Source organism: Shewanella sp. 4_MG-2023, from assembly GCF_030548015.1.
Classification (GTDB): Bacteria; Pseudomonadota; Gammaproteobacteria; order Enterobacterales; family Shewanellaceae; genus Shewanella.
Window position 1 is genome coordinate 1 of record NZ_JAUORL010000020.1, and the last position, 16,761, is coordinate 16,761.

Consider the following 16,761-nt stretch of genomic DNA (forward strand, 5'->3'; position numbering starts at 1 on the left):
CTGGCTCTGGCTCTGGCTCTGGCTCTGGCTCTGGCTCTGGCTCTGGCTCTGGCTCTGGCTCTGGCTCTGGCTCTGGCAGCTCATAAGACTCAGTCTCGACTATTTGTTCAACTGTTGCTTCAACTTCATCTACGGCAGTGACTACAGTATCTTCATCTTGCACAGGGCTTGGTTCTAATTCTTGAGCTATTGATTCAGTCTCAAGTTCAGTATTATCTTGCGGTGCTGACTCAATCTCAGATGGGGCTGAGGCTATATCTGTTATCTCAGCTTCTGACTGCGGATCTGCCTGAGTTGGTTCTTTCTGCTCTAGCTCTTGCTTAGCAACGGTTTGGGTTCGACGATAAAGATAAATACCCAGCCAAACCAATAAAACAACGACAATAATTTTAATAATCATTTATAACACCATATTTGTGTCATGCTGTGTGCATTTGAATAGTTTTGGAGTTTACCATTCCTAGCCTATCCGAAGAAGGAAGCTTCATTTTTCTGCTTGAAAATTAAACAAGCTGAACTAATATTAATAAGCTATTCTTAGGACAAAAATCAAGTGTTTATGTCGCTTTTATGCTCGTTAACACAATAAGCTGACATTATTTTTAGCTTTTGTTTTTATGTGCTCTAGTTCAAGCTTATTAAGCATTGAATTGAATAAACAGACTGTGATTAGGTAAACTAGCCATACCCGAGTGATTTACTATGGTATTAACACATGACAATAAGCGCGATCCTATCAGGCAAGCTGTTATATGAATTCAACACAATGAATGCTATGGCAAAAATTTATTGCCGGGCTCATCATCAAATTGCGTTACAAACGGAAAATAGCCAAGGCTTGTGCCCAGATTGCATTGAATTGCTTGAATACGCAGAAACACGCTTAGATCGCTGTCCTTATGGTCAACAAAAGCCGACATGCAACAAATGTCCTGTGCATTGCTACAAACCGCACATGAAACAAAAAGTGCGTGAAATCATGATTTACTCTGGCCCAAGAATGCTGCTTCCCCATCCTATTATGGCGATAACGCATTTGCTCGCAGAAAGAAAGCCCGCACCTGGCAAACCGCCCGAAGCGGCGTCAAACCGTCATATGAGAAAACAGAAAAAACATAATAATGCTGCTTGATAAAGCGTGATTTAAGATATGACTTAACGATAAACAAAGGGATTGGCCATCGTAATTAATCAGTTTTTTTCACAGGCGTATATTTGGCTATCATTACTCGCTGGCATACATTGCTTGGGAGTAGGTTTTTACGTCCGCTATATTTTTGCTAATAACGACAGCAGCACCAGCCATAGTAATCGCTTACTGGGCGCCTTATTTATTCTGATCTCGCTATTCTTTTTTTCAGCCAGTATCACCCGCGAAAATGCCCCAATTCAAATTCATTTTATGATGACCTTAATGGTGCCATTTTACTTCTTACTGATGCCCTTACTGTACAGCTATTGCAAAGCGTGTTTACAAATTAAAACCTCTGACCTCAATTTCGTCAAACATATACTTACTACGCTAATTTCCATGGCGGTTATTGTTGTCACTGTATCGTTCAATATTGGTATGGTTCCCGATGCATCCCATATTCAAGTCAACAACATCAGTGAATTAGTCACCATTAATAAAATAGCCCTAGTCATGCCTGCCATTATTTTAATTCAAAGCGGGATCTATTTTTTCCTTATCATTAGCGCGTTAAGTCGTCATAGAGTCGACAAACATCAAAGCTTAAAAAATGTTAGATTTAGGTGGTTATTACTGCTTACTGGCGGCATTTTACTTAATTGGGTTTTACGATTGGTATTGGTGTTATTACCCTTCTATTTTGGTGACACTATTTCTAGCTATGCTGTGGGCATCGTCAGATTATGTCTATTAGCGACCATTTATGGGTTTGCCATATACGGACTACACCAAGTGACCCGACTGGTATTTTTACGTATCAAGGTCAATAAAACACCCCAGCATCATAGTGCCAAGCTGCTACTGGATAATGAAGAACTTGATTATTTAAGAAGTGTTATCAGTAATGACAAAGCCTCAGATCAGGGCTTAGAGAACAAGTCAGTCCCAAAAACTAAGTGAAATTAACTTCGCCAGATAAAGGCCACAGCCTGAGCCAACACCTGTACAAACAAGCTCAATTAAAGAGGATATTAAGTGAGTTATTTACTCACTGCTAGATTTAAATAACAACACCACTCATTTAAATACTCAGCACCAACTGAACTCATGTTAGTTTTAAGCACCTAGTAGCAATATTAGGCGTTTTTATTACAGCTTTGTTCAGCTTGGGTTTGCTATGCTAAAGCTATCATCACTAAAGTTTGCTTATCACAGGAGTTTTTATGAAAAATATATTGTCATTGCTAGCGGTCACATTCGTGCTTATCGGACTGACATTTTCCAGCTCAGCTCACGCTGACAAATACGCCGAAGCCATTGCCGATTTTAAAAAGGCCCCCGAAGTACAAGGTTTTTTTGATAGTGCCTACGGCTATGCGATTTACCCAACCGTGGGTAAAGGCGGCTTTGGTATCGGTGCGGCCTACGGCTCAGGCAAGATATATAAAGGTGGTGTTTATAGTGGTGATTCAAGCGTGTCACAACTTTCTATTGGCTTCCAATTAGGTGGACAAGCTTATAGCGAAATTATTTTCTTTAAAGATGCTGAAGCCTATAACGACTTTACCAGTGGTACCTTTGAGTTTAGCGCCCAGGCATCTGCAGTGGCCATTACTGTTGGCGCCAATGCACAAGTCGGTTCGACGGGGAATTCAGCAGGCGCAGGTAATGCAGGAAGTCGCACTAAAGCCAGTGCCAGCTATATGAATGGCATGGCAATTTTCACTGCCGCCAAAGGCGGATTGATGTATGAAGCCGCGATAGCAGGACAATCATTTAGTTTTGATGCTAAATAATTTTTGTAAACGAGAAAATCTCACCCAATAAAAAGGCTGCAGTTGCAGCCTTTTTCACGCTAAGATTAAAGCATAATCTGATAAACAGTTACTTTCACTGCAATCATTAGCTGACAAATCGAATTATCATTGATAAACCTGCTCCTAAAGCATGTTATTACGAGTGTTCGATTCACAATCACTAACAAACATTTGGACAGAAATGTTTTAGTAACGCTTTGCTAAGCGGCTAAAAATGGCTGGCTAAAATGTTGAGGAATGAAAACAGCCAACTGTTTTTTTCCGTTTGAAATTCTTGTTATATTTAATTATTTCTCGATTCTTTAATGAACCTATACCGAAAATCAGATAAGTATCCAAGTATATAGAGAAGAAAGGCTGAATTGACATGCCCATCAACAAGAAGAATCCAGATATTTTCTTCGCGGGTAGCACCTAGGTATACGCATACTAATGTTGCTAGCACCCAACTAAATTTGAGAGTCCAAGAATACTCGCCAAAAAACCATTGAGATAAACTCCTTTTTTCCGTGATATTTTCCATAATTAATCTCCAAAATTTGATTTTAAATATAACGTTTTAGTATTTATGCGTTGCGCTGTTTGCAGGGCATAAATCGCTTGTTGGACTTGGCCGATGCCACATCCCTATTTATCGGTATGGTTTATGCTATAGGAATTTGCTTTTTGACGGTAGTTTTTTTGTACAGTATTTCGACTAATCATTTGTTCTGATTACACCTTTTAAGGTGGAATTTTTCATCTTTTACTCTGCTTTGTTTACCTGTTTGATACTGATATTTCAGTTAATGGCTGTGACCGTTTGCCTCAATTAATTGGTATCAACTCAGTTCACCTTTACTTTTATTGCCTCACCCTGTTTCTGCTGGTTAGTCCGAGTGAATTAGTTGGCTCTGATGTGGTCAAGTCAATCTGTAAACTTTCTAGGAGGGTTGAAGGCACATATTATTGAATGGCTTTTTCTTCCCTAAATGGCGTGCCCGATGATTGTATTCGAGGTTAGCCAACTCTGTCCTTAAGTGGTGATACCTTAATGTAACTTATGTCATTAATTCATAGTTTTACTTAGTTTTTATTGGCTGAATCATTGAAGTTCATCACCTCAACCTAATCCATTGCCTGCCGCTGGGATGTTCAGGATGAACGGAATGTCGCGATCACATGGATGTGAAAGAGCGACCTTATGTGCAGATACATCCAAGACACGCCGTTAACACATCCCTGTGGGCTCTGCGAAAACAAATAACATCCATGTTAAACGGCCAGTTCGGCATCCATGCCTCTCGCTCAGAGCGTTCCACACAGTGAAACTTCGCCATGTTTTCGAAGGTCTTGAATGCATCTACACTGGGATTATTTTCTCTTCGATTTAGCTTTATCAGTAACGAGGTTTAAAGGCTGACATGTTCAATTTGAATTGAGGACGTTGAAGAAAATAGCGTGAGCCTGACAGGACGTCAGGCTAGCTTTCGCGGTGCAGGGATGCACCATCGGAAGCGTTAGCATTTTCGAATAAGACCGAAGTTATCAACAAACGAAGTTAAAAGCTGGATCAATCCCCGTTGAAAACATGCGCTTTTCAGCATTTTTCGTTGGGGCAGCGGGGTGTTCCAAGAGGGTATTGCTGTTGATACCCTTTTGGTCTGGTGTGGGCGAAGCGCCACGACGTTGTTTTTTAAAATAGCAAACAAGCTTTGGGTCATAAACGAAGTTGAAAGCTGGATCAATCCCCATCGAAAATCATGCGCTTTTCAGCATTTTTCGTCGGGGCGCTGGGGGATATCCAAAAGGGGAACAAGCGCTTTTCCCCTTTTGGTCGGGTGTGGGTAGAAAACCCACGATGTTAATCCAAACGGAGTTTGGAAATACAGAAAGGTAACTTACGGTCTAAATCTGGTGTGAACTCAGTACCACGACGTTGATTTTTCAAAAGAGTAAAACAAGTTTTGCGGCTTTTTGTTAGCAAATGCGAGTTAGTATTAAATAAAAAACCTCTTCCTACACAAAGTAAGAAGAGGTTTTACTGCCTATTCGGCAGGTATCTCAAAATAGGCTATTAAGTCACGATTTTCGCGGGTTTTAGCTGCCTATGATGTCATTTATGCAGACTTATACTTAAAACAACATTACTCATGACCCCAAGGTGTTGGCGGTAATGCCACTGGCTTGGTTAAATCAAAATCCACTCTAAAATCACGATTTTCGCGGGTTAAACGATAAGTGAAGACTGTTGGCTCAATGTACATATGCCACACGTTAGTCACTGACGCTGTTAAGCCATTTTCATTAAAGTTAGCAATTGATTCAGCATCGACAGGAAATGATTGCTCAGTTGCAGTGCCCATGTCAGCAGTGTCGCCACCGTACATGGTGACTTTGTCTTCAGTGCCATCTTCATGACGGTGATCATGCTTTAAGCGCAAGCCTGAAGTGGTTTTGGTGATAACCCAAGTACGAGAGTGATCGTCACCCACATGAAAAGGAATTTTAAGCTCAGTATCGCTGCATTCACGTACGTGCATGATTAATGCTTTATTGCTAAAAGCTGAATCAGCTTCGTTGCCCGCAGTCACCTCACCCGCATACGCTTTACCACAATGCACAGCAAGCGCATCAAAGTAACTGTCTTGTACACTAGCGTAAGTGGTAGATTCATCATGATCATGACTGCCATGTGCCATAGCAGTAGCGGGGATCAGACAACTCAATACAGCAGTGGCCAATATTTTTTTCATTATTATTCCTTGGGGTATTTATTTTAGTTTTTAATCATTCATTTAAACCATGGGCGATACCCTAAAGCAAATGAACTAGGCTTGCAGACTAACAGTGATTGTTTAATTTAACCTGAAATAAAAAAACCGCCTATTGGCGGTTTTCTAGTTAACAATTTCAAATTAGCTCAGCGGCTTATCTAGCGCCCTTACTATTTGAAGATTTATTTTTTGCATTCGCCTTATTGCTAAATGGCTGCTTCTTCTGTGACCAGCCTGTTTTAGCTTTGCCTTTGTTAGCGCTATTGGCATTAGCTGGTTTTTTAGCTGAAGATGACTTGCCGCCTTCTTGCTTTTCGCCAGCCGCTTTGGCTTTGTTGGCTTTGGTCGGTTTTTTACCGCTGTCTCTATCCGCAAACTGATTACCAGAAAAACGGGTGAAAGCCGTCTTACTACCATCATTTTTGCCACCACGGTTTTTAGCCCCAAAACCTTGGCGCTCATTACGTGATTCTGGTGGCACAATATGTTGCACCCCATTACCAATTAAATGCTCTTTACCCATGGCAGCTAAGGCTTCACGAATAAGTGGCCAGCCTGCAGGATCATGATAGCGCAGCAGCGCTTTGTGTAAGCGGCGCTGACGGCCTTTCTTAGGCACGGTCACTTGTTCACTGGTGTGCTTCACATTCTTCAATGAGTTAAGCTCAGTGTGGTAAATGGTGGTGGCATTGGCCATTGGCGATGGATAAAAATTTTGCACTTGATCAAGCTTAAACTTCTCTGATTTAAGCCACAGGGCTAGATTCAGCATATCTTCATCGGTGGTCCCCGGATGTGCTGAGATGAAGTAAGGAATAAGATACTGCTTCTTACCCGCTTCTTTAGAGTAATGATCAAATAGCTCTTTAAACTTATGATAACTGCCCATTCCCGGCTTCATCATTTTGCTTAGTGGACCATCTTCAGTGTGCTCTGGGGCGATTTTTAAATAGCCGCCCACATGATGCTTAGCCAGCTCTTTAATGTAGCGAGGATCTTCTGTGGCTAAGTCATAACGCACACCTGATGCAATCAGAACCTTTTTAATCCCCGGCACGTCACGGGCGGCGCGATATAAATCAATGGTGTGTTTATGATCGGTACCTAAATGGCCACAAATTGAGGGATATACGCAGGATAAACGTCGACAAGTGGTTTCTGCTTTGACGCTAGTACAGCCGAGGCGATACATGTTAGCGGTTGGGCCACCTAAATCTGAAATAACCCCAGTAAAGCCCGGCACTTTGTCTTGAATATCTTTAATTTCTTTGATGATAGATTCTTGCGAGCGACTTTGAATAATGCGCCCTTCATGCTCGGTAATCGAGCAGAACGAACAGCCACCAAAACAACCTCGCATGATATTAATCGAGGTTTTAATCATGTCGTAAGCAGGGATCACCGCTTTACCATAACTTGGGTGCGGTACGCGCTGATACGGCAAATCAAACACCGCATCCATTTCATCAGTATTTAATGGCCACGCTGGCGGGTTAACCCACACAGAGCGATTTCCTTGAGCTTGAAATAACGCGCGGGCACAACCCGGGTTTTGCTCTTGATGCAAAATACGTGAAGCATGGGCATACAAGAATTTATCGTCAGCCACTTTTTCATAAGCTGGCAGTAGCACATAGGTTTTTTCCCACGGCTTAGGTCTTGGCGGCTGCACGCTGATGGCTTTAGGGGCATCATTATCAAAAATCTTTTTATCGGTTGGGCCGGATAATTTTTCACAGCCGACATCATCAGCACCATAAGGATTGGGGATAGGATCAATCTTGTGTAGTTGATCTAATTTGCGCGAATCCATGCCTTTCCAGCCGGGCAAAGGTTCATGACGAATAACTGCGGTGCCACGAATATCGTGCAAATCAGCCATTTTTTCGCCATTAGCGATGCGATGTGCCACTTCCACCAGCGGGCGCTCGGCATTACCGTAAATTAAGATATCGGCTTTAGCATCAAATATCACACTGCGGCGCACTTTATCAGACCAGTAATCATAATGAGCGATACGGCGTAAACTGGCCTCGATACCACCGATCACCACGGGCACTTCTTTGAAGGCTTCTTTACAACGCTGGGTATAAACGGTTACCGCGCGATCTGGGCGTTTACCGCCTTCATCGTTTGGGGTGTAGGCATCATCACTGCGAATGCGACGATCTGCGGTATAGCGGTTGATCATCGAGTCCATGTTGCCGGCGGTTACACCGAAAAACAGGTTCGGACGACCTAGCTTCATAAAGTCATTTTTATTTGACCAGTCTGGCTGACAAATAATACCGACTCGAAACCCTTGTGCTTCAAGCATACGGCCAATAACCGCCATGCCGAAACTTGGGTGGTCCACATAAGCATCGCCACTGACGATAATAATATCGCAGCTATCCCATCCAAGTTGATCCATCTCTTTGCGAGACATCGGAAGAAAGGGAGCTGTGCCGTAACACTCTGCCCAGAACTTTGGATAATTAAATAACGTGGATTCAACTTGCATGTGTGTAACCTAAAATTGATGGATACGTCGATAAACGGTCGCGGAGTATACCAGTTGGCGATGAGTAAGTGTGACTAAAAAAGCAGCAGATGTGAAATTTTTTTATTGATGACTAAAAATAAAAAACCTTATAAATACAGTGGGAATAGTAAAACTCCCACCTTATCAAGTACTCAGTCATAAGCCTAAAAATAAACCGATATTAACCACGGCTAAGCTGACAATAATTATCCAGGTGATTAATACTCCCCAAAAGCGGCCAAAATGATAACCGCCTTTGCCCTGCGTTAAGCCAATGGCATGTAACAAGCGCGCGAATAACCACAAACTGCCAAACAAATGTAAAAACGGTGCTGAAAGCCCATTCACTTCAGCCACCAAGATTAATAGCAGCGCAAATGGCGCGTTCTCCACAAGGTTAGCGTGCACGCGATCTGCAATAATTAACTCTTGATTACCCTCATTGCCAATACCAATCTTCAGCCCTTTTCTAAGCTTTACCACTCGTAAACTAAAATAAATGGCCATTATGGCCGTTAAAGCGATATATAACCCCGATACACTGGCGATCATTTGAACTCCTTTTAAATGCTGTTAAGGCTTCACTATATGCTAAATATCAGCTTTGTTTAATGAAAAAAGCGATTTTTATCATCACAGCGGCAAGGCTTACAAAAGCCTAATTTTGAATTTATTTAACAAATGTCACCTATATTGCAGTCATCATAATTCACATGTTCTAACCTAAAAATCGATTGATAACACCAAATATGACTCGAAGGAACAGAGCAGATGAAACATAGTGACATCACTTTAGAAGATAAATATAACAATACATCTGGTCGTATCTTTATAAACGGCAACCAAGCTTTAGTTCGATTACCGCTAATTCAAGCGCAATTAGACAAAAACCAAGGCTTGAATACCGCGGGTTATATTTCAGGTTATCGAGGCTCGCCACTAGGGGCATTAGATAGTTATATCTGGAAAGCCAAAAAGCGTTTAGATCAACATAACATCACCTTCCAACCTGGGGTCAATGAAGATCTTGCTGCAACGGCGATTTGGGGGACTCAATTACTTGATACCATACCCGAGCCTAATGTCGATGGCGTATTTGCAATGTGGTATGGCAAAGGGCCCGGCGTTGATAGAAGTGGCGATCCGTTCAAACATGCTAATTATGCTGGCACCCATGAACATGGCGGCGTGTTGGTGGTTTACGGTGATGACCATCCTGGTAAATCATCGACTATTTCACATCAAAGTGAACAGGCCTTAGCGGCAAATCTTATTCCCTCACTTTACCCTGCCGATGTCAGCGAATTTATCGATTATGGTATTTTAGGTTGGGCGCTGTCTCGTTATAGCGGCTTATGGGTAGGCTTTAAATGTGTGAATGAATCAGTGGAACAAACCGCCACTATTGATATTAATCTCGACAATATAGATATCAAACGTCCTAGTCGAGATGACACCCCCACAGACAGCATCAATCTCAAAACCAGTGGCTTTATCCCGCCGCAAACCAATGAAACCAATGTCATTACTCACCGCTTGCCCTTGGTGCATCGCTTTATTAAAGCCAATAATCTTGATCAGGTTCGCGTAGCCAAAAATGACAACGCCTCACAAAGAAGTCTGGGTATTGTCACTGCCGGTAAAGCCTATAACGATGTAATGTCGGCCCTGGCATTATTAGAGATCGACAATGATCTTGCGCAAACACTGGGGTTATCGGTATTCAAATTAGGTTGTATCTGGCCCATCGAGCCCAGCAAATTAACCGACTTTGCCCAGCAGCAACCTGAATTACTGGTTATTGAAGAAAAGCGCGCCTTTATTGAAGAGCAAATAAAATCAATCCTGTTTGGCAAACAAGGTGCCACACGGGTTATTGGTAAACAGGATGAAAATGGCCTCGCGCTCGTCAGTGCCGACGTGCAGTTAGAGCCACTCACACTGGCCTTTATCATCGCTGAGCGCCTGCGCATTAATGGTCAAACTCACCCCAAGGTTGACGCCGCAATTGTGCGTTTACGCTCAAAGCTTGACCCTAAAAGTTGCGCCACCAGCTTACCTAGAACCCCTTACTTTTGCTCTGGTTGCCCCCATAACACCTCCACAAAAGTACCTGAAAACAGTATCGCTATGGCTGGTATTGGCTGTCACGCCATGGCAGCATTTTATCGCAAAGACACCATGATCCCTTGCCATATGGGCGGTGAAGGCATGCAGTGGGTGGGCTTAGCCAAATACACTAACACCAACCACGTGTTTCAAAACCTAGGCGATGGCACCTATTATCACTCTGGCTTAATGGCAATCCGCGGAGCCATCGCGGCCAAGGTCAATATCACCTATAAAATTTTATATAACGATGCGGTTGCCATGACTGGCGGCCAGCCAGTGGATGGGCCAATCTCCGTCGCTGAAATTAGCCAACAAGTGACCTATGAAGGCATTAGTAAATGCGTGATTGTCACTGACTCGCCACAGGCATACGCCAATAACCCAGACATCGCCAAAAACGTTGAGATTTATCATCGTGACCGCTTAGACATGGTGCAAACCATGCTCAGCAAAATAGCAGGTTGCACCGTATTAATTTACGAGCAAACTTGTGCAGCAGAAAAGCGTCGCCGCCGTAAACGTGGCTTAATTGCTGATCCAACTAAACGCTTATACATTAATGCTGACGTGTGTGAAGGCTGCGGCGATTGCTCAGTTCAGTCAACCTGCGTGAGCTTGCAACCGAAAGTGACCTCGAAAGGCATCAAGCGTCAAATAGATCAATCCAGTTGTAATAAAGATTACAGCTGTAATAAAGGCTTTTGTCCTTCGTTTGTTACCGTCATTGGTGGCACCCCGAAAAAGGCCGCTGCCACCGCGATTTCAGCAGATGTGTTTGCCACGATTCCCGCGCCTACCGCGTGTAACATTGATGATAACTACAATGTCATGATTGCAGGGATTGGCGGTTCAGGGGTGATCACTGTCGGGGCGATATTAGGCATGGCAGCTCATATTGATAATAAAGCCTGCTCAATTTACGACATGACCGGCTTGTCGCAAAAAAATGGCGCGGTTTACAGCCATCTTAAATTTGCCAACTCACCTGAGCGATTATTTAGCCCTAAAATTGATACTGGCAGCGCCGATTTAATTTTAGCATTCGATTTACTGGCGACCCTAGATCCGCACATCATTAAAATCATTAATGATCAACATACTCGCCTAATTGGTAATGCTGCCATTGCGCCACCAGCAATATTTCAATTAAACCCACAAGCGATCCCCACTGAGTTTAAAGAGCAACAATCGTTAACCCAATTATTAGGCCGCGATAATGTCGATTTTATCGATGCTTCTAACATCGCCAAAAAACTCATGGGAGATACCATAGGCGCTAATTTATTTGTGGTGGGCTTTGCCCTGCAAAAAGGGGCGTTACCGCTTTCAGTTGCCTCAGTTGAACACGCCTTACGCCTTAATGGTGTGAGTGTTGACTTTAATCTCAACGCGTTAAATTTAGGCCGATTATTGTGTTTTAATCCTGAATTTTTCTCGCAATTACTGACCACTGACAGCCAGCAAAATATTGCGACCACCGCCTTTAGCGCCATTAAAGATGGGGCTGAGCATCTCAGTCATTATCAAAGTAATGCCTATGCCGAACAATACCGTGAGTTTATTGAACAAGTCAGCCAAGCAGAAAAAGCTGTGGCTGAAAATTCTGACCGCTTAACCTTAGCGGTAGCCACTAATCTGAGTAAATTAATGAGCTACAAAGACGAATATGAAGTGGCGCGTCTGCACAGCTCAGCGACGCTAATGCAAAATTTACATAACGATTTTGACGGCGACTTTAAGGTTAAATTCTCTCTCGCACCGCCTTTGTTTAGCAAAAAACACCCTGATACTGGTTTACCGATTAAGCGTGAATTTGGCCCATGGATCTTAACGGCGTTTAAAGTGTTGGCTAAATTTAAGTTTTTGCGCGGCTCTAAACTAGATATGTTTAGCTATACCAATGAAAGAAAGATGGAAAGGCAGTTAATTAAAGATTATCAAGCAGATATAAAGCATATCATCGAAAACCTGAATCATGATAATTTACCACTCGCCATTGAAATCGCTCAGCTACCGCAAATGATTAAAGGCTTTGGCCATATTAAAGAAAACAATATTAGCGCCACACTCATGGCCAAAGAAAAGCTATTACATCAATTTACCCATGGCCCAGATAAATCAGCCATTCAATTTAAAGAAGTTAGCTAATACATAGCTACAGAGAGTGAATATGATAGATATTATAAAAAAGATAACCGCTATCGTAGGTGATAAAGGCATTATCCTTGGGGATGATGTTGCCAACAGGCCTGCTTACTCTTATGGCAAAGGACAATGCCAAGCACTGGCCATAGTGCGCCCTGCTTCAACCGAAGAGCTATCTAAGGTGATGAGCCTTTGCCACCAGCAGGATCAAACCACCATCCCTTGGGGCGGGTTAACCGGATTGGTCAATGGTACCTATGCAACAGCTGACGATATTGCGATTTCGTTAGAGCGCATGACTCAGATTGAGTCCATCGATAATCAAGCAGGCACTATGACAGTGCAAGCGGGCGTGCCGCTACAAATGGTGCAAGAAAAAGCCGCCGCACAAGATTGGTTATTTGCTCTGGATTTAGGCGCCAGAGGCAGCGCCACTATTGGCGGAAATATTGCCACCAATGCTGGCGGTAATAGCGTGCTTAAATATGGCATGATGCGTGAACAAGTCTTGGGCTTAGAAGCGGTTTTAGTGGATGGTACGGTTATTTCGTCATTAAACAGTATGCTAAAAAATAACGCCGGTTATGATCTTAAACAGCTATTTATCGGCACCGAAGGCACCTTAGGTATCGTCACTAAAGCCGTGTTACGCCTGCACCCTTTGCCCAGCAGTCGCAATACTGCCATTGTCGCCGCAACCCAGTTTGATGCTGTTGCCAAGCTACTGAAATTACTCAACAGTCACTTAAATGGTCAGCTATCGGCATTTGAAGTGATGTGGGGCAATTTTTATCAATTAATGACCGACTCAGACAAGCACAATACGGTTATCGACAGTGGCTATCCATATTACGTGTTAATTGAAGCCACAGGCCATAACGCCGAGCGCGACGCCGTGCAATTTGAAGAAGCGCTAATGGCTGCGTTAGAGCAAGATATTTTAGTGGACGCCGCAATTGCTAAGTCAGAAAGTCAGCGTGAACAGTTATGGGCCATGAGGGATGATATTGACACTGTCATCAGCGAGTTAAACCCACTGTTTGCCTTTGATATTAGCCTGCCTATTGCCAACATGGAGCAATATATTCAGCAAGTTGAAAGCCAAATTATGACGCAGTGGCCCCATGCAAAATTCATTGTATTTGGTCACTTAGGTGATGGTAATTTACATTTAGGCATTTGTGTAGGTAGCTATGATGAGCAGACTAAGCATCAAGTGCAAAGCATTGTTTATCAGCAGCTAAAACCTTACGCTGGCTCGATTTCTGCTGAGCATGGCATTGGTTTAGATAAGCTTAAATACTTACATTGCTCCCGCACTGACAACGAAATAGCCTTAATGAAACGCCTAAAGCTGGCCTTTGACCCTAAAAACCTGCTCAACCGCGGCAAGGTTTTCCCTTAGAGGTGGTAATAAATATCAGCCTAGCAAGCCATTAAGGTTTGCTACGCTGTCCAATTAACTCAGCAATTAACTCAGCAATTAACTGCGTAATCAGCGAGAGATATTTCAGGGCGCTCGCCACTGATAAGGTCTGCAAGCGCCTTGCCAGAGCCTGCCGCCATCGTCCAGCCTAAATGCCCATGGCCAGTATTAATATATAAATTATCAATTTTTGAGCGGCCAATTAGCGGTACACCCGATGCTGACACTGGTCGTAAACCCGTCCAACTTTGGGTGGTTTCTGGGTTCACAAAAGCGCTAGACTCAGGGTAAATCGCCTGCAATAAATCATAAAGATTCTGCAACCGCCCAGGATTTAACTGGGTATCATAACCGTTAAACTCTGCCGTACCCGCCACCCGAATTCGATTCCCTAGCGGCACCACCCCAGCGTGCAGCGAATGGTCTATCACAGGCATGCTAGGCCCGCCCTCCCAGCCATCAAGCGTTAGGGTTAATGAATAACCTTTACAGGGGCGAACCGGAATATTAACGCCCACTTTATTCGCCAATAACGGCGTGTAACTGCCTGCTGCCAATACAAATGCATCGGCATCTAACTGGCCTTGGCTAGTGTTAATGTGGGTGATTTTGCCCTGGTGCTTAATAATATCGCTTACTGTGGTGTTATATAAAAACTGCACCCCTACTTTTTCAAGGTAAGTTGTTAGCTCAACACAGTATTGATGGGCATCGCCAAAGCGATCTTCAGGAAAATAAATACTCCCCGCAACCTTATCGTTTAGCGGGGCCAATGCAGGCTCAAGTTTAAAGGTGTCATCACGGCTGAGCATAGTAAACTTAACCGCTTCAGGCTGAAGAAACTCGGCCATGGCCAGCACTTCATCCAGCTCCTGTTGCTGACGACAGACCTTAATGGTGCCACTGCCACCACCCAGATCAGTCAAACCGATTGCTTGGGTCATATCATCAAGCACATCTAGGGTGTATTTCGCCATGCGGGTGTTACGAAAAATACTTTGCTCGTAGGTTTTACGGCGAGAGTTTTTTAGAAAGGAGAGCCCCCACAATGCCAGCGAGGGTAATGCTTTAGGTCTGAGTAGTAATGGCGAGTCTTCTTTGCCAATCATTTTTAGCATATTAAAGAACACACCTGGTGCATTCCAAGGATCTGACAAACTGGGGGTCAGTAAGCCGCCGTTGGCAAAACTGGTTTCAAGCCCTGCACTTTCACGTCGATCAATCACTGTGACTTGATGCCCTTGAGCATGTAGCTGATAAGCGGTGCTCAAGCCCAACAGTCCACTACCAATAATAATGATATTCATGTTTTCCCCTCAAGCATTACAGCGCTAATTGGTGGCTAATCTTTTATCGCTAACGCTTCAATTTCAATGCGCGCACCCGGGATCAATAAATCAGATCTCACAGTCGCTCTAGCAGGAGGATTATTAGGGAAAAATTCAGCATAGGCCTGATTAAAGGCGGCAAAATCTTCAACGTGGGTTAACCAAATGGTATTTTTTACAATGGCGTCCAGCGTTAAATCTTGCTCTGCCAATAAGTTTTTGATGTTGGTTAGCACTTGCTTGGTCTGCACGGTGATATCACCATCCACTAATTGATTGTTCTGATCAAACGCCATCTGCCCAGATAAAAAAATAAACCCACCAGCAGCAACTGCTGGAGAGAAAGGTAAGCCTAAGGCATTGTTACCTAATACTTGTTTAGCCATTTAAATTCAACCTTATATCAATGATGTCATGATGATTAAAAATCATTATAGGAGTAATTATTTGGCCAACACTGCAATCAAGATGACACTTGGGTAACTCTTGTTAATAAAAAACACTAACTGCACCCGCATGTAACAAATTAGCACCATTTATTACTATGCTGTCGACCTCAGTCATGGTAGATATAATCAGCAGCCTTTTAGGGTGATGGCTAAATTTTTTACAAGAAAAAGGCCAATATAACAATAAAATATGGCCGTCAATTTCAGCATAAATACTAAAAATAATAACCAAAGTGAGCTCTAGTATGTCGAATACAGCTAATTGGATTGCGTTATTGCCGCAACACATTCAAGACGAAGTAACCGCTACATTTAAAATAAAACACTTTAGTGATGGAGAGCACATTTACAGAAAAGGTGAATCAGGTGCTGGCGCGGGTCAATATCAAATACTCAGTGGTACGGTCCGTCTAAGAGTTATTGCAGACAATGGTAAAGAAGCCACTTATGTGATTTATGGTGAGGGTGACTGCATCGGTTTTTTATCCGCTATTGATAATGATGTACGTCCGCAAGATGTTATCGCCATTGGTGAGGTCAAAGTCGGTAAAATTTTATCGAAGGACTTCGAGCAATTAACTGAAAAATATCCCATTATTTATAAAACACTGTGTGAGCATGTGGCCTATCGTATTCGAGAGGTGTTTAACATGTATGAGTATGGGTTATTTTTTAATTTAGAGCGCCGCTTAGCCAATCAAATATTATTTTTACTGGCCTTTTCAGCCACTAATGTTCCTAACTCTGCTTGCCAAGAGCTTGAATTTACCCAAGAGATGTTAGCCTCTTCAGTAGGTGCGACCCGTCAGGCCATTAACAAGTTACTGAAAGATTGGTCAGATGCCGGATTTATTGAATATCACTATGGAAAAATCCGTATTTTAGATTCTAAGCCGTTAGTCAAAATATCTGGGGTGGATAAAATGATCACCTCTCAAGTGGCTGTTAAAGCCATCGCGTCATAGGCGTAAATAGGCTTAATTGCCCGCAAGTTATGGGATGAGTGAATGACTGCAGTGACGAGTTGAAGTTAATGGCTCACTTTAAACATTAAGTTAAATAGCATCAAAAA

At 43.0% G+C, this 16,761-nt stretch carries 12 protein-coding genes and 1 pseudogene; 6 read left to right on the forward strand and 7 right to left on the reverse strand.

Going from position 1 to position 16,761, the window contains the following annotated elements; all coding sequences use genetic code 11:
* A pseudogene (locus Q4546_RS12135) lies at nt 1–400 on the reverse strand (hypothetical protein); the annotation flags it as partial.
* Between the two features lie 315 nt (nt 401–715).
* On the opposite strand from Q4546_RS12135, the gene Q4546_RS12140 reads away from it, so the two are divergent.
* From Q4546_RS12140 to Q4546_RS12150, 3 genes are all read left to right on the forward strand, one after another.
* A complete protein-coding gene (locus Q4546_RS12140) occupies nt 716–1,132 on the forward strand; it encodes a nitrous oxide-stimulated promoter family protein (RefSeq protein ID WP_102440295.1) in 417 nt (138 codons plus the stop codon).
* A 114-nt stretch (nt 1,133–1,246) separates the two neighbouring features.
* Nucleotides 1,247–2,092 carry a hypothetical protein gene (locus tag Q4546_RS12145; RefSeq protein ID WP_303446342.1) on the forward strand — a complete coding sequence of 282 codons (846 nt, stop codon included), beginning with the start codon at nt 1,247–1,249 and terminating at the stop codon, nt 2,090–2,092.
* A 263-nt stretch (nt 2,093–2,355) separates the two neighbouring features.
* Nucleotides 2,356–2,928 (forward strand): lipid-binding SYLF domain-containing protein, encoded by a 573-nt coding sequence (locus Q4546_RS12150; protein ID WP_303446343.1) that lies wholly within the window; start codon nt 2,356–2,358, stop codon nt 2,926–2,928.
* Nucleotides 2,929–4,476: 1,548 nt separating this feature from the next.
* Here the strand turns inward: Q4546_RS12150 and Q4546_RS12155 are convergent.
* From Q4546_RS12155 to Q4546_RS12170, 4 genes are all read right to left on the reverse strand, one after another.
* Nucleotides 4,477–4,683, reverse strand: coding sequence for a hypothetical protein (locus Q4546_RS12155; RefSeq protein ID WP_102530834.1), 207 nt, complete (start codon nt 4,681–4,683; stop codon nt 4,477–4,479).
* Between the two features lie 392 nt (nt 4,684–5,075).
* Entirely contained in the window at nt 5,076–5,630 is a 555-nt protein-coding gene (locus Q4546_RS12160; protein ID WP_241901006.1) for a hypothetical protein, read from the reverse strand.
* A gap of 229 nt (nt 5,631–5,859) precedes the next feature.
* Nucleotides 5,860–8,208 carry a YgiQ family radical SAM protein gene (locus Q4546_RS12165; protein ID WP_102440299.1) on the reverse strand — a complete coding sequence of 783 codons (2,349 nt, stop codon included), beginning with the start codon at nt 8,206–8,208 and terminating at the stop codon, nt 5,860–5,862.
* A 177-nt stretch (nt 8,209–8,385) separates the two neighbouring features.
* The gene (locus Q4546_RS12170) at nt 8,386–8,781 is read right to left on the reverse strand and encodes an MAPEG family protein (RefSeq protein WP_102440300.1); all 396 of its coding nucleotides are present in this window, start codon (nt 8,779–8,781) and stop codon (nt 8,386–8,388) included.
* Nucleotides 8,782–9,000: 219 nt separating this feature from the next.
* Here Q4546_RS12170 and Q4546_RS12175 point away from each other — a divergent pair, with 219 nt between their 5' ends.
* Both Q4546_RS12175 and Q4546_RS12180 read left to right on the forward strand, forming a co-directional pair.
* Nucleotides 9,001–12,489: an indolepyruvate ferredoxin oxidoreductase family protein gene (locus tag Q4546_RS12175; protein WP_303446344.1), complete on the forward strand. Its 3,489-nt coding sequence runs from the start codon at nt 9,001–9,003 to the stop codon at nt 12,487–12,489.
* 22 nt (nt 12,490–12,511) lie between these two features.
* A complete protein-coding gene (locus Q4546_RS12180) occupies nt 12,512–13,891 on the forward strand; it encodes an FAD-binding oxidoreductase (protein ID WP_102440302.1) in 1,380 nt (459 codons plus the stop codon).
* A 71-nt stretch (nt 13,892–13,962) separates the two neighbouring features.
* Here Q4546_RS12180 and Q4546_RS12185 read toward each other — a convergent pair whose 3' ends face one another.
* The gene (locus tag Q4546_RS12185; RefSeq protein ID WP_303446345.1) at nt 13,963–15,219 is read right to left on the reverse strand and encodes a D-amino acid dehydrogenase; all 1,257 of its coding nucleotides are present in this window, start codon (nt 15,217–15,219) and stop codon (nt 13,963–13,965) included.
* A gap of 35 nt (nt 15,220–15,254) precedes the next feature.
* Nucleotides 15,255–15,626, reverse strand: a complete 372-nt coding sequence (locus Q4546_RS12190; RefSeq protein ID WP_102475793.1) for a RidA family protein — start codon at nt 15,624–15,626, stop codon at nt 15,255–15,257.
* Between the two features lie 308 nt (nt 15,627–15,934).
* Here Q4546_RS12190 and Q4546_RS12195 point away from each other — a divergent pair, with 308 nt between their 5' ends.
* The gene (locus tag Q4546_RS12195) at nt 15,935–16,654 is read left to right on the forward strand and encodes a Crp/Fnr family transcriptional regulator (protein ID WP_102440306.1); all 720 of its coding nucleotides are present in this window, start codon (nt 15,935–15,937) and stop codon (nt 16,652–16,654) included.
* The last annotated feature ends 107 nt before the right edge of the window (nt 16,655–16,761 follow it).

Coding starts and splice junctions, on each gene's coding strand:
- Q4546_RS12140 (WP_102440295.1), top strand. CDS start 716: ATGACAATAAGCGCGATCCTATCAGGCAAGCTGTTATATGAATTCAAC.
- Q4546_RS12150 (WP_303446343.1), top strand. CDS start 2,356: ATGAAAAATATATTGTCATTGCTAGCGGTCACATTCGTGCTTATCGGA.
- Q4546_RS12155 (WP_102530834.1), bottom strand. CDS start 4,683: ATGGGGATTGATCCAGCTTTCAACTTCGTTTATGACCCAAAGCTTGTT.
- Q4546_RS12160 (WP_241901006.1), bottom strand. CDS start 5,630: ATGGCACATGGCAGTCATGATCATGATGAATCTACCACTTACGCTAGT.
- Q4546_RS12165 (WP_102440299.1), bottom strand. CDS start 8,208: ATGCAAGTTGAATCCACGTTATTTAATTATCCAAAGTTCTGGGCAGAG.
- Q4546_RS12170 (WP_102440300.1), bottom strand. CDS start 8,781: ATGATCGCCAGTGTATCGGGGTTATATATCGCTTTAACGGCCATAATG.
- Q4546_RS12175 (WP_303446344.1), top strand. CDS start 9,001: ATGAAACATAGTGACATCACTTTAGAAGATAAATATAACAATACATCT.
- Q4546_RS12180 (WP_102440302.1), top strand. CDS start 12,512: ATGATAGATATTATAAAAAAGATAACCGCTATCGTAGGTGATAAAGGC.
- Q4546_RS12185 (WP_303446345.1), bottom strand. CDS start 15,219: ATGAATATCATTATTATTGGTAGTGGACTGTTGGGCTTGAGCACCGCT.
- Q4546_RS12190 (WP_102475793.1), bottom strand. CDS start 15,626: ATGGCTAAACAAGTATTAGGTAACAATGCCTTAGGCTTACCTTTCTCT.
- Q4546_RS12195 (WP_102440306.1), top strand. CDS start 15,935: ATGTCGAATACAGCTAATTGGATTGCGTTATTGCCGCAACACATTCAA.